This is a genomic window from Microcoleus sp. S1D4, from assembly GCF_036700765.1.
Classification (GTDB): Bacteria; Cyanobacteriota; Cyanobacteriia; order Cyanobacteriales; family Microcoleaceae; genus Microcoleus.
Genome location: NZ_JAUBPP010000025.1, coordinates 15999 through 29037, shown reverse-complemented (window position 1 = coordinate 29037; position 13039 = coordinate 15999). Strand labels below are relative to the sequence as shown.

Below are 13039 nucleotides of genomic sequence, written 5' to 3'. Positions count from 1 at the left end.
CAAGCTCTCATATGAGTTACTATCCGGGATAGGGCATAGGGGATAGGGCATACCTCACTTTTGTGAGAACCGCTATATTAATTGATGATGTTTCGTCCGCTAAATTCTTGGATATTATAAATCATAAAATGGTCGGCAATGGAGATTTTAGGTTTGAGTTTCATACAGGGCGAACTCTGATTAAATGTTTTGTAGGTGTTCAATAATTATTCTCCAATATACCAGATTTTGTTAATATTAAATTTAGATGAGTTCGCCCTGATGTCGGGAAGGCGACCGTTAAAGGTTGGATAAAACCAGAATAGATTGTGGTGTGCGAAGATCGATCGCCCTTACCGGAAAAAAGTGCGATCGCCCGCAACTACCAATCGTTTCAAGGTCAGGAATATCATACCGCCGCGCGATCGCTACTAAAATGCGATCGCGCGATCTTTGTGTATCTCCCCTAGAAGTTGCAATTACTACGTTGACCTGCTAGCGTTAACATAGACGCATCGTAGGAAAACAACCGATGACACTAACAGAATTCCTCCCTACCATCAGACAACTGTCTGCGATCGAGAAACGAGAGTTAATCCGCATTCTAATGGCGGAAGAAGATATCAGTGAGGATACTTTTCCTTTGGAACCTTACAAAATTTACTACCTGCCAACCCCATACGATAATTTTGGTGCGGGTGCAGCTTTAATGCAGGCAATGAACCGGGCTAACCACAAGGAAAACTGAGTATTATGCGATTCCAATACTCTACCAATGACCCCTCTCAAGATGAGTTTGATAGCCTACCCCGCATTCCCTTGATTCTGCACCACAATAACCAGGGAGTCGAAGTTGTTGGGTTAGTAGATAGCGGTGCAACCGTGAATGTATTGCCTTACCAAATAGGAACTCAGCTTGGCTTAGTTTGGGATGACAGTAAAGCCATTATTCGACTTGCTGGTAACATTGGTAATCAACCAGCGATGCCAGTATTTTTCATGGCTGAAATAGGGGAGTTTGCTCCGGTAAGATTAGTATTTGCTTGGGCAAAAGTGACAGCGTATCATTGATTCTGGGACAGACAAATTTTTTCTTAGAATTTGACGTTCACTTTTATCGTTCTCGGCTTGAGTTCGATATTGAGCTGAAGCGTTAATGTCCACTATAATTTATTTGCGATGTGGTGTGCAGCTACAGATCGATCGCCCTTACCATAAAAAAGTGCGATCGCCCGCAACTACCAAATCGTTTCAACGTCAGGAAGATTGTACCGCCGCGCGATCGCCTGGATGATGCAACTATCGGTCAAACAACCGGACTCAGTATTGAGGATGTGCGGAATTTGCGATCGCGACTATATTTATTGACCAACAATAATCACAACTGCAAAGCCCCAGACACCTTGGCATTTTTAACACTTGAAATCCGAATCAAAGAGCCTGATTTTACAGCAATCTTAGGTTTCCATTCATAAACCCCATCGCTAGTCGCGCGGTTGGCTATACTTTGAACAAACTTATTCTCTTGATACAGATCAATCTTGACCTCTTCCTGAATATTGTCTCTCCACAAAATCAAATAAGGTTTATTTGCTTCCACCTCCACTTTTCCTGCTGGTTTAGCAACCAATATTTTTGGTGAAGCTGTCTTAGATTTTCTATTCCTAAATCCTAAATAGTGCGGCAGTTCGCGAGTAGCAATATCATTCGATTTAGGCAACATAATCTCGCCGATTTTAGGATTAAATAGATAAGTTGAGAGTCCGCCGTCGATCGTCACTATATCTCCTTTCACTCCGAATTCTCGCATTAACTTAGCTGCTGCGTCTAATGTCGCTTCATTAACTGTGATAATTGCCAGCAATTCATTACCCTTGCGACCATCTTTGTCCAGCGTACCGATGACGTGATACCTATTTGCAGGATTTTTAGATAATAGTTTAGCTGGATGGTGCTTATATTCGTAAGTAACCACTGCATTTTGTACTTCTTTTTGATTCAATGGCGTTCCGGTTTGCGGTTCGTAATTTGTGATATATGCTTCTCGATCATTCCATACCAAAGCTTTCAATCGAACATTTTTATATAGTCCATCTTTGGGTTTCTTGACTGGGCCGTAGATGCTGTTACCGCCAGTAATAACTTGACCGTTGAATTTGACCGGAAAAGATAGCTGCGTGCTGCGTTGGTATTGTTCAAAAAAAGAACAGTTAATCACGGAAAAAACACCATTACCATAAAGATTTTTGTATTCTCCTGTAACTTCAGAGAATAACTTGCTCTTAAAGAAAGGACTGTAATATTTTTTTTCTCCCTGATAATACAATCCTTTATTGAAACCCATCCGATCGACCTCTCCAATTAGCTGGTCTATTTGCATTTTTTGCACGTTAATAACTTGCAAATAAGCCTGATTTCCGTTGGGTAGTTCTTTTTTGTACAACTCTGCACCATCTCTGGTATCCACAGGTTGAAAATAACTGACTGGGCTGGAAATTTGTTCGATCGCAAAATGTGTAACTGCTGCCACAATAGCAACAGCAAAAATCATCAAAAAAAACGGCAGTATTTTTTTCAACACGTTCATAAATATTAATTTGTTTCCACACCACAAACCAAACTATCCCAAAAACAGCTTGTACGCCGGATTCTGACTCTCATCCCCATACTGATAGCCCAGCGTATCCAAAAAATCCTGCCATTCCTGCATCTCATCTGGCGGTACCTGTATCCCCACCACAATTCGCCCGTAATCAGCCCCATTATTCCGATAGTGAAAAACGCTGATATTCCAATTAGGACTCATCGAACCCACAAACTGCATCAACGCACCGGGACGTTCGGGAAATTCAAAGCGGTAAAACAGTTCATGTTTTGCCAGGAAAGAACGGCCGCCCACCATGTGCCGCAAGTGCAATTTTGTTAATTCATCATCAGTTAAATCCAAAGTTTTGAAACCGCAATTTTCAAAAGTTGCAGCTATTTTAATCGCATCAGCACGGTCTATAATTTGCAACCCAATAAAAATGTGGGCTGCTTTTTCATCCGCAATTCGATAACTAAATTCAGTCAAATTGCGCTTTCCCAAACATTCGCAAAACCTGCGGAGACTTCCCGGCTGTTCGGGAATTGTCACTGCAAAAATCGCTTCCCGCTGTTCGCCAAATTCTGCCCTTTCTGCTACAAAACGCAGGCGATCGAAATTCATGTTCGCGCCGCAAGCAACAGCAATTAATGTTTCTCCTGCAATTTGTTCCCGTTCCACATAAGCTTTTGCACCTGCGATCGCCAATGCGCCTGCAGGTTCTAAGATCGATCGCGTATCTTCAAAAACATCCTTAATCGCCGCGCAAATATCATCCGTACCCACCAAAATAATCTCATCCACATACTGCTGACAAAGCCGAAAAGTTTCCTCCCCAACTTCCCGCACAGCAACACCGTCAGCAAATAAACCCACCTGCGACAAACGCACCCGTTTACCAGCTTTTAGCGATTGATTCATCGCGTCGGAATCCACAGGTTCAACCCCAATAATCTTAATTTCCGGCCGCAACCGCTTGATATATGCCCCAATTCCAGAAATCAATCCACCGCCGCCAATGGCCACAAAAATTGCGTGGATGGGTTTTTGATGTTGCCGCAGAATTTCCATGCCGATCGTACCCTGTCCCGCAATTACGTGCGGATCGTCAAAAGGGTGAATAAAAGTTAAGTTTTTTTCCGCCTCTAATTGGCGCGCAAAAGCGTAAGCATCATCGTAGGTATCCCCCTGCAGAACCACCTCTCCACCCCGCGCTATCACCGCATTTATCTTCACCTGCGGCGTTGTTACAGGCATCACGATAATCGCGCGAGTTCCCAAGTGGCGGGCGGCGAGAGCGACTCCTTGGGCGTGGTTGCCGGCGGAAGCTGCAATGACACCTTGTGCTAGCAAATCCGGCGACAGTTGCGCCATTTTGTTGTACGCACCCCGCAGCTTAAAGGAAAACACAGACTGCATATCCTCTCGTTTCAGCAGCAGTTTATTGTTGAGCCGCTCTGATAAATTGGGGGCTATTTCTAGGGGTGTTTCTTGAGCAACATCGTAGACGCGGGCGGTGAGGATTTGGACTAGGTAATCGCAAAGCATGGGGTTAACAAGTTGGTTGATGCCGGATGGTGGGATAATTGTAGGGCATTTATGTTAGCATTGTGCGGGGAATTGGCGATCTTTTTCGTTGGCGTAGCCCCCGTAGGGGCGGGCTTCGCTAACGGGCGATCGGGAGAACCGATTTACTTGACTAATAATTTGATTGCCAATTAAAAGCTTGATGTACCGGAAGTGCGATCGCCCCTAAAAGCAGAACAAAGAGAGCGATCGCGAGGCGACGATCCAGATGATACCTAGTGCTGACACTTGCCATTTGCCAAAACCTAATCAGGCCGTGCGAAACCCGTTCGAGGGTCACTAATAAACAAGCCCAAAACTAACGAATCCATCACCGTATCCCAGACAGGAGTCAAACGTTCCGCATCATCAACCCAATAATCAAAAGTAATCAAACACTGAACATTAGAACCCAATCCAATACAGATTCGCGAATAAGCTTCCCGCTGTTCGGGAGGGTCAATAAACTTAAATTCAGTCCACACAATGCGGGCAGTTTGCCGCTTCAATTGAATAATTTCCCCAAAAGCGATCGGATTTCTGGTATCATCTTCAACAATCTTCTGTAATAGCGGCACAAGAGGAAATTCTCCCCAATTGCCAGGAGGTAACAAATTAAATGAAACCTCCAAACGACAATCATCATCCGGCGGTTTCTTATCCGTAAATCGGAAGGAATTAGTATCAGGTTCAAAATGCCAATCTTCGGGGACATCAAACCGAACAGCACCTCTTCCTGCTACAAAAATGCGAGTTCCCGGCTGTGACGTCCAATTGTGGTTTTCTTTAAGCTCTAGAGTTTCCTTGAGCCATTCTTGCTTTTTGCGCTTAGACATAAACAGAACACCAAATTACTGCTAATCTGTAGTTTGAGACTTGGCAAACATATTTTAACCCTATTTTGCTCGCCCTTTGCTCAATTTTAACAATCCTTACAAAAATTATGAATTGCTCTCCTCTCTATTCCTCTGTGTTCTCTGCGCCTCTGCGGTAAAAAATCCATTTCACAATTGGCTAACTTTTATTTTTCACTCTTGGGAATCACATACCTAATCCCGCCTTTCTTCCCCGCATCGCCCCTGTAGCGCGGAATCACATGAATAGCAGCGTGACTGCGACTTTGCCCCGCATCTTTATTAATATTGATACCCACATTAAAACCGTCAGGCTGAAACTCTTTTATTAACATCTCTTGCACCTTATTCGCCATAAACCAGCAAGCAGATTGTTCTCGAAAAGGCAACTCAAAATAATTAGCAATATGGCGCTTGGGGATAATTAAAACATGACCTTGGCTGGCAGGATAACCGTCAAATATTGCATAAGCTGTTGCCGATTCAGTTAGTAAAGTTAGATTTTTGTAGGGATTGCAGAATACGCAGTGATTAGTTGAGTTTCTTTGATAGTTGTAATGTACGTATTCGTAAATTTCGCAAGACTCATCTAGGTGAATTGACTTAAACGGAAGTTTGACAATACACTGATAGGTAGGTTTTTTGTGCACGTAATGTTCTCGAAAGCCTTCTTTTTTGAGATCTCTTCTCACTGCAAAATAAGCTTTGCCTCCCGGTTTCAACAAATGCGACACTTCCATCAACACATTAGCTTGATCTTCAGGAAATAAAACATTCAAAACATAAAAGCAAAAGATAATATCGAATTTGTGTTTTGGAAAATTTGGGAAATAATAAGGGTCATAACCCGCAATATCAAAGCCTTTTTGCTGCAACAATTTAACATCGCTGCCGAAGCCGCAACCAAAGTCTAAGACTTTCCCTTGCAGCAAGTTTTTATCCAATAAAAATCTGGCTGGAAATGACAAGTAAATTCTTTCGATTGCCGTCAGGTGGCTGAATTTATTTTGTTGTTTTTTCATCACGAAATAAATTTGATTTAAATCGATATTATTCAGTCTGCGCCGGGGACGAAAGTTTGACAAGAAGCGATTTGAATCGCCAAATCCTATCTAAAAATTGTATCATTATTGCAGTTTGGCGATCGCCCCTTTAGCCACCAACACCTCACCAGTCACCAAATCCCGCACCGTCGCCAACAAAACCCGCCTTTCATCCACCTCAAAACTCACCGAAACCCTATCAATTCCCAACACCCCAGGCGGATCCAAATGCGCCACACAAACCTCCTGATGGTGGCTTTCCAAAGAGCGAAAATCCGTGTGTTTGTTGAGCAAACTGCTCGTCATTTGCCCTTTTTCGTTAAACACAACCTCCGCTTGCGACACCTCCGCAACTTCGCCAATATCCAAGCGAATTTCCCTTTGTCCTTCAATGGCTACTTGTAAGGTTAACTCATCGGAATTTTCACAAGGATACTTCATTTCTTTACTAAAAATCGGCGAATAAGCATAAGCTTTAGCGTAAGGTTCCCAAAGGCGAATTGCATAGCTGTGCCGCAAATAATCGTCAACAGTCGCCAATTGTGTCAAAGCTAAAGCACCATGCGCCACAGCTTCAAAAGGCTTATCTATTTTAACTTTTTGCCGCCCAAAATATGAAATAACTAAATTAGACACAGCCGGAATTAGCGAAGTTCCTCCTACCAGTAAAACTTGCTCTATATCTGCTTTAGCGATACCTTTTTCGAGCGCAATGCTCAACACTTCATCTAAACATTCCCGCAATTGTTCCAATAACTGCCGATATTCCAAAATTTCCTCAAGTTGGTCTCGGTTTAGCTGCAAATCATAAGACATAAAATTTTCATCGTCAAACCAACTTTCCTTCGCGTCATTAACTTGAGAAAGTTGAATTTTTAACTTTTCCGCTATTTCTAATAAATTTTGCCAACCCACCCCGCCAACTTCGGCCCGTGACGAACCAATTTGCCGCAAATAATCTTCGACAATCCAGATATCAATATCTTCGCCACCAACATAAGCATCGGATTTTGCTAAGACTTCGGCCCGCATTAAATTTGAACTTTGAGATTGGCTATTTTTTGATGAAAAATGAGGGGCCATGCGAACCAAACTTAAGTCTAAAGTTCCGCCGCCAAAATCGACTACTAAAACTAGAGAACCGGGACGTTTAACTGCATATCCCAGGGCGGCGGCTGTAGATTCATCGATTAGCTGAACTTCCGAGACTCCGAGCAATTCTGCCAAGTCGCGAAACCAATCCAGATATCGCTCAAATGCTCCGACTGGGACTGTAAAAATTACTTTATCTGGCTGTATATTTTGCTCGGATAATTGTTTCCAGATACTTATTATAAATTGTTCTGCTACTGATTCAGGCGTGTAGGTTTCGCCGTCGATATTGCGGGCTGGCGGCTGAAAGTCGGCGGCCAAATCGCGTTTAAAAGCTTTGAAAAAACGTTCTGGCTGCGATTGTCCCAAACGCTGAGACAGCACTTTTTCTCCCAATACCAACTCTCCTCCATTTTTCACAAACACCAAAGTCGGGACTACAGGTATTTCTCGGACATCTCCGCTCGAATTCTTTGTTTTGAAAATGCGTGAAATTTCGCCTAATCTCAAAGTTTCCGGTGTTTGCGTGTCCGGGTTGAGAATGCAAACAACCGTGTTGCTAGTCCCGAAGTCAATTGCGATTGCAACCATGTAAATTTTAGATTTTAAATTTAAGTGTGTATAGCCGCTGGCAGGGTACGGCTAACTTTAGCAGGAGTAAGAATTTGCTCTCCATTCCGATAGCCGACAAACCGAATATAAACTAATTCTCCTTCTGTTATATCTTTAACATCCGGCTGGTGCAACTGCGGATTGTAAGTCACTTGTTCCCAAGCTGAACCAATGGTTTCAAAATCCCAACTCGACAAGAGATTTTCTAAGGGCGTAAACAAAGCGGAGAGATTTTTTGCGCGCATATTCGGCTTGGCTTCTGCCATTTTGCGGGCGGCGGGATAGGTAATTAACAAAGTTTGCAACTGTTCAAAGGTGGCGCGGCGAAAATCGGCAGTTAGTTGAGTTTTTTGCTGCTGCAATTCTTCTCGCAGCCGGAAACACTGCTGTCTCAATTCTTCAATTTCGTTGGGATTAGTGGTGATTGTCGCCGATACGGGCAGCGCGCTAAGAGTGCGATCGAATTCTGGGAAATTCAAATTCAGCACTGTTGCCAGCCGCCTCAGTTGGTCTAGCGTGAGTTTTCCCACGTCTCCCTGTCGCACTAAGCGCACCCCGAAGCGACTTAAGCCGGCTTTCTCGCCCAAGTCTTGCCAATCGAGAATCTCTAGCTGATTCATGCGTTCCCGCAGAATGGTATCGTACTTAAACTCGATCGCATCTCCGGCCTCCGATGCAGCATAAAGGTAAACTAAAATTAGAAAAATGCCCCCCACAGCTAGCGCCATACTAAAGGCAGGCACTGTTGTTGTCTCAATTGTTACGCCCAGGAAATAAAACATAGTTAATTTTTCTAAACTTGTTTTAACGTCTGCGTTTGTTCGGCGATAGAATTTTCTTCGCCTTGATAGTATTCTGGTAGCAACTCTTGAGATTCTATTTTTCCCAGAGCTTTTTCAATTCCGGCGGTGGTTTCAGTACAGCTTGCACCAGTGGCGTTGAGGACGGTTTCGGTAATTTTACCGTCTTTGCCGATGCGGTATTCTATTTGGCGGTACTCTGCCATAGTTCTCTTGCTTTAATACTTAAATTTTGACTGTTGATTTATATTATAGATGCTGTTTACCAATTATTCAAATGAATTTTTGTAGCGACAATGCCACCGGGGTTTCGCAGGAAATTATGACCGCGATTGCAGCGGCGAATTGCGGTGCAGTGATGTCTTACGGAGACGATGAATATACAGAACGTTTGCAAGTTAAATTTTCCGATTTGTTCGAGACATCGGTGACAGTTTTTCCCGTAGCAACCGGTTCCGCTGCTAATGCTCTAGCCCTGGCGATGATGACTCCGACCTACGGCGCTGTTTACTGTCACGCCCAATCTCATATTAATCTGGATGAATGCGGCGCGCCGGAGTTTTTTACAGGCGGTGCAAAGTTAGTAACACTAACAGGAAATCATGCTAAAATAGAGGCAGAGACTTTAGGTGAAATAGTCGATCGCGCTGGTGCAGGTATCGTCCACCACGTACAGCCCGCCGCCGTCAGTATCACACAAGCCACAGAAGCCGGCACAGTCTACCATCCAGGGGAAATTGCCCGCATTTCCGAGATTGTTCGCAGCCACAATTTGCACCTGCACATGGATGGTGCTCGCTTTGCTAACGCTGTTGCCAGTTTGGGCTGTTCTCCTGCAGATATTACTTGGCGCGCCGGGGTGGATATCCTATCATTTGGAGCGACCAAAAACGGAGCAATGGCTGCCGAAGCAGTAGTATTTTTCAATCAAAAATTGGCAGAAACTTTTCCTTTTTACCGCAAGCGCAGCGGGCATTTGTTTTCCAAAATGCGATTTTTGTCGGCGCAGTTAGAAGCATACATAACCGATAATCTGTGGCTAAAAAATGCGGCTCATGCTAATAAAATGGCTGCTAAATTAGCCGCAGATTTGGCAGGAGTTGAAAAAGTGAAGTTTTGCCACCCTGTCGAAGCCAACGAAATTTTTATGCAGATTCCCGAATCAGTAATTACAGCAGTTTTAGCTGAGGGTTTTCTGTTTTATCGGTGGGATAAATCTACTGTCCGACTGGTAACGGCTTTTAATACTAAAGAAGAAGATATTATTGCTTTAGTGAAAGCTATTAAACGCTATTCTGCATAAATTATAGTTGGGTAATGCCGGGTTAATTGAGGTTTTTTATAATAATAAATATTTCGGTAAATCCGCTTTGACAGATTTTGACAATTCGGTAGGAGGCGGGCTAACCAATAATCTCAAACAGTACAAACAGATTAGTAGTTAGTAGGTTCTGTCAGCTAGAGTTAGTTTTTAAGAGATAATTGAGAGTTCAAGAACTGACACCAATTCCGGTTGCATTCTTTATGATATTAAGAGTGAATAGAGAGGATTTGATATAGCGGTTATCACAAAAGTGAGGATAGCCCTATGCCCTATCCCGGATAGTACCTCATCTTTCGCTTGAAAGGCTATATCATATCAATTCCGTTAGCATCGGAATTATTCATTTCTCTCTGACCTCTCTGTGTTCTCTGTGTTCTCTGTGGTTAAATCATTCCGATGCAACCGGAAACGATATCACGCATCTGAAAGCTAGGGAGTGCGTCAGTTCCTGCAATTTAAAACAAGCCTCTCGACTTCTACTGACGCACCCTACAACTAATATCTTGAACTACGGTTTTATGGGAACATTTTAGGTTTAAATTTATCGTTTGGTGGGAGGCGGATTTTTGAAATTGTTGGTGAGAGTTAGAGATGATTCGTGAACTCGCCCCTACAATTTAATCGATTTAGGAAGAGGTTCTGCAACCGCAACTAATTCCGGTTCCTCTACTTCGATATGTGCTTCTAAAAGCGCCAAATTTCTCATGTTGGATTTATAAAAAGCATCGAATATATCTCCGATTAAAGGTACTGAACCCACGACGGCCTCTAAACTGATATTGTAAATCATTTTTCCGAGGGTTTTGGGCGGGATTTTGAATTGAGTGGCTAAATAAATTAGGTATGCGGAAAACGCGGTATCTACGAGATCCCCAGCACCCGGAACTAAACCGATAAGGGGGTCTAAACCAATGCGAAATTTAGTGCCGGGGATGCCAATGGCGGTATCCATCAGGCGGCTGAGTTTGCGAATGCGGTTGAGGGTGGCGAGACGCTCTATTTTGTTCATATTATTATTTTTAGGCTAACTACAAAAAGCGACATCAGTCGGAAGACGGAAAAAACCATTACCCTGACAGAACAGACTAAACCAGCGGGATTCATCCCTGCACAGCCAGGACTACAATAAAACAGGTTAGCAGTGAGGACTTTAGTTCTTTTCAAACTTAGATGACTAATTTCCTTACTACAAACTTGATAACGGTTATTTTATCAGACACGATATAATTGGGGTATGGAATTAGGAAGTAAGCAGATACGATCGCACTTAACTATAGTTAATATGCTTAATTCCCCATTCGTGCATCGTATCAATAATCGGTTTGAGGCTTGTGCCCAAAGGTGTAAGCGAATATTCAACTTTCGGCGGAACTTGCAGGTAAATTTCCCGGTGCACAATCCCGTCTGACTCCATCTCCCGCAATTGCTGCGTCAGCATTTTCTGCGTAATGCCGTTGACAGCCCGTTGCAGCTCGTTAAAACGCTTCACTCCTTCAAACAGTTCCCGCAGAATTAAGACTTTCCACCGCCCGCCAATCACCTCTAAAGTTCTTTCTACCGGGCAATTTGCTCTCTCAATACTTCCTTCTTTGACTTGCATAGTATCTTTTTGGTAAGTATGGCACTTTTAAGTGCGTACTTTCCATAATAGCTTGACTAGGTTTAAAGTAGAAATATCTCAGAAACACCGATACAGTTCACTGATACGAGTTCCGTCAAAGAAGGGAAGTCCAAGCCCGTACTCGTAACTACGAGCGACCTCAGTCATTCCCAATTACTCAATCTCAAATCTATAATCTCAAATTACAGGAGGATGCAGAAAATGATTACTGTCAAAAAAAGTGAAGCAAGAGGACACGCTAATCGCGGTTGGTTGGACAGTTACCACACATTTTCGTTTGCCGATTATTACGATCGCAATTCTATGAATTTTCGCTCGTTGCGGGTAATTAATGAGGATGTGATTAGCCCGGGTAAAGGTTTCGGAACTCACGGACATAAGGACATGGAAATTATCACCTATGTACTGGAAGGAGCACTAGAACACAAAGACAGTTTGGGAACCGGTGCAGCAATCAAACCTGGCGAAGTGCAGCGGATGAGTGCAGGTACTGGCATCCAGCACAGCGAGTTCAATCACTCGCAAACAGAGCCTGTTCATTTGCTACAAATTTGGCTGTTACCAGATACAAATGACTTGCAACCGAGTTACGAACAACGGGAATTTCCCCTAGCCGAAAGGCGCGGACAACTGCGGCTTGTGGCGGCGCGCGATGCGAGAGATGGTGCGGTGAAAGTGCATCAAGATGTCGATTTGTATGCGGCGGTTTTGGATAAAAATTCGCAGGTTTCTCATACTTTGCAGCCAAATCGCCATGCTTGGGTGCAAGTTGCTCGCGGCGCTGTTTTGCTCAACGGTTTGAGTTTAGGAAAAGGTGACGGTGCGGCGGTTAGCGATGAGGCTGAGTTGGTGATTGAAGCGGCGGAAGATGCGGAATTTTTGCTGTTTGATTTGGCATGATATTTAAGGCGAAATCCCCGATTTATTGGAGTCGGGGATTTGAAATTACTCGGCGGTTGAAACCGCTACTACAAAAACGAAGTCCGCCTTCGCGGACTAAGAAATTAATCAGCCATCCAAGATTTTGTCCCAAAAATACCTGCTACCAGTTCGGGAATGCCAAAATCAATATCTAAGCTTTCCCAGTGTACGCTGCTGCCAGAAGGCGGCAGCCAAACATCAGCAAGCTGTTCTGGTGAAGCACCTTCTAAGCCTTGTGCCAGCTTGGGAGGAAAACAAAAAATTGCACCGTTTTTCAGTTTGATAACTATTAAATCTTCGGACTGGTTATACTGCACGGATTCGGCGCGTGGTTCTGTATCCTCAGCGTTTTTCCATGCTTCTTTGGCTTTTGCTATTTGAACTCGGATATTTTCCTCAGTTAACTCTTTTTCACAGTTTCTAAATGTCATTATAAGTCAAGTTGTAGGGTGCGTCAGTACGAAGTTGAGAGGCTTGTTTGCCATTGTACGAACTGACGCACTAGCTTTCAGGTGCGTCAGTTCTTAAACTTTCAATTATCCACTAAAAGCTCTAGTCAGTACGAAGTCAGTACGAAGTTGAGAGGCTTGTTTGCCATTGTACGAACTGACGCACTAGCTTTCAGGTGCGTCAGTTCTTAAAC

Annotated in this window: 17 protein-coding genes; 7 read left to right on the top strand and 10 right to left on the bottom strand. The window is 43.5% G+C overall.

What is annotated here, in order from left to right; genetic code table 11:
* Positions 1-308: 308 nt before the first annotated feature.
* From QT998_RS22260 to QT998_RS22245, 4 genes are all read left to right on the top strand, one after another.
* Positions 309-449, top strand: a complete 141-nt coding sequence (locus QT998_RS22260) for a hypothetical protein (RefSeq protein WP_333117874.1) — start codon at positions 309-311, stop codon at positions 447-449.
* A 62-nt stretch (positions 450-511) separates the two neighbouring features.
* The gene (locus QT998_RS22255; protein WP_333117873.1) at positions 512-727 is read left to right on the top strand and encodes a hypothetical protein; all 216 of its coding nucleotides are present in this window, start codon (positions 512-514) and stop codon (positions 725-727) included.
* 5 nt (positions 728-732) lie between these two features.
* Entirely contained in the window at positions 733-1050 is a 318-nt protein-coding gene (locus QT998_RS22250) for a hypothetical protein (RefSeq protein ID WP_333117872.1), read from the top strand.
* A gap of 85 nt (positions 1051-1135) precedes the next feature.
* Positions 1136-1273: a hypothetical protein gene (locus tag QT998_RS22245; RefSeq protein WP_333093307.1), complete on the top strand. Its 138-nt coding sequence runs from the start codon at positions 1136-1138 to the stop codon at positions 1271-1273.
* Positions 1274-1357: 84 nt separating this feature from the next.
* Here the strand turns inward: QT998_RS22245 and QT998_RS22240 are convergent, their stop codons facing one another.
* Positions 1358-2566 carry a hypothetical protein gene (locus QT998_RS22240; RefSeq protein ID WP_333117870.1) on the bottom strand — a complete coding sequence of 403 codons (1209 nt, stop codon included), beginning with the start codon at positions 2564-2566 and terminating at the stop codon, positions 1358-1360.
* Positions 2567-2599: 33 nt separating this feature from the next.
* Positions 2600-4111, bottom strand: coding sequence for a threonine ammonia-lyase, biosynthetic (ilvA, locus tag QT998_RS22235; RefSeq protein ID WP_333117868.1), 1512 nt, complete (start codon positions 4109-4111; stop codon positions 2600-2602).
* Positions 4112-4162: 51 nt separating this feature from the next.
* Between ilvA and QT998_RS22230 the strand changes: the two genes are divergently transcribed.
* Positions 4163-4285, top strand: coding sequence for a hypothetical protein (locus tag QT998_RS22230; RefSeq protein ID WP_333117866.1), 123 nt, complete (start codon positions 4163-4165; stop codon positions 4283-4285).
* Positions 4286-4395: 110 nt separating this feature from the next.
* Here QT998_RS22230 and QT998_RS22225 read toward each other — a convergent pair whose 3' ends face one another.
* The 5 genes from QT998_RS22225 to QT998_RS22205 all read right to left on the bottom strand — a co-directional run bounded on the left by QT998_RS22225 (position 4396) and on the right by QT998_RS22205 (position 8736).
* Positions 4396-4965 carry a hypothetical protein gene (locus QT998_RS22225; RefSeq protein WP_333117864.1) on the bottom strand — a complete coding sequence of 190 codons (570 nt, stop codon included), beginning with the start codon at positions 4963-4965 and terminating at the stop codon, positions 4396-4398.
* A 185-nt stretch (positions 4966-5150) separates the two neighbouring features.
* The gene (locus QT998_RS22220) at positions 5151-6005 is read right to left on the bottom strand and encodes an HIT family protein (protein ID WP_333117863.1); all 855 of its coding nucleotides are present in this window, start codon (positions 6003-6005) and stop codon (positions 5151-5153) included.
* 105 nt (positions 6006-6110) lie between these two features.
* Positions 6111-7709, bottom strand: a complete 1599-nt coding sequence (locus tag QT998_RS22215) for an Hsp70 family protein (RefSeq protein WP_333093301.1) — start codon at positions 7707-7709, stop codon at positions 6111-6113.
* A gap of 20 nt (positions 7710-7729) precedes the next feature.
* Positions 7730-8512 carry an XRE family transcriptional regulator gene (locus QT998_RS22210; RefSeq protein ID WP_333218152.1) on the bottom strand — a complete coding sequence of 261 codons (783 nt, stop codon included), beginning with the start codon at positions 8510-8512 and terminating at the stop codon, positions 7730-7732.
* 11 nt (positions 8513-8523) lie between these two features.
* Positions 8524-8736 (bottom strand): DUF2997 domain-containing protein, encoded by a 213-nt coding sequence (locus tag QT998_RS22205; RefSeq protein ID WP_333117860.1) that lies wholly within the window; start codon positions 8734-8736, stop codon positions 8524-8526.
* A 71-nt stretch (positions 8737-8807) separates the two neighbouring features.
* Here QT998_RS22205 and QT998_RS22200 point away from each other — a divergent pair, with 71 nt between their 5' ends.
* Entirely contained in the window at positions 8808-9833 is a 1026-nt protein-coding gene (locus QT998_RS22200; protein ID WP_333117859.1) for a threonine aldolase family protein, read from the top strand.
* A gap of 631 nt (positions 9834-10464) precedes the next feature.
* Here QT998_RS22200 and QT998_RS22195 read toward each other — a convergent pair.
* Both QT998_RS22195 and QT998_RS22190 read right to left on the bottom strand, forming a co-directional pair.
* Positions 10465-10863, bottom strand: a complete 399-nt coding sequence (locus QT998_RS22195; RefSeq protein WP_194009387.1) for a DUF4112 domain-containing protein — start codon at positions 10861-10863, stop codon at positions 10465-10467.
* 258 nt (positions 10864-11121) lie between these two features.
* Entirely contained in the window at positions 11122-11454 is a 333-nt protein-coding gene (locus QT998_RS22190) for a winged helix-turn-helix transcriptional regulator (protein ID WP_333117857.1), read from the bottom strand.
* 222 nt (positions 11455-11676) lie between these two features.
* On the opposite strand from QT998_RS22190, the gene QT998_RS22185 reads away from it, so the two are divergent.
* The gene (locus tag QT998_RS22185) at positions 11677-12375 is read left to right on the top strand and encodes a pirin family protein (RefSeq protein WP_333117856.1); all 699 of its coding nucleotides are present in this window, start codon (positions 11677-11679) and stop codon (positions 12373-12375) included.
* A 104-nt stretch (positions 12376-12479) separates the two neighbouring features.
* Here QT998_RS22185 and QT998_RS22180 read toward each other — a convergent pair whose 3' ends face one another.
* Positions 12480-12827 (bottom strand): DUF2442 domain-containing protein, encoded by a 348-nt coding sequence (locus QT998_RS22180; RefSeq protein WP_333117854.1) that lies wholly within the window; start codon positions 12825-12827, stop codon positions 12480-12482.
* Positions 12828-13039 lie beyond the last annotated feature (212 nt).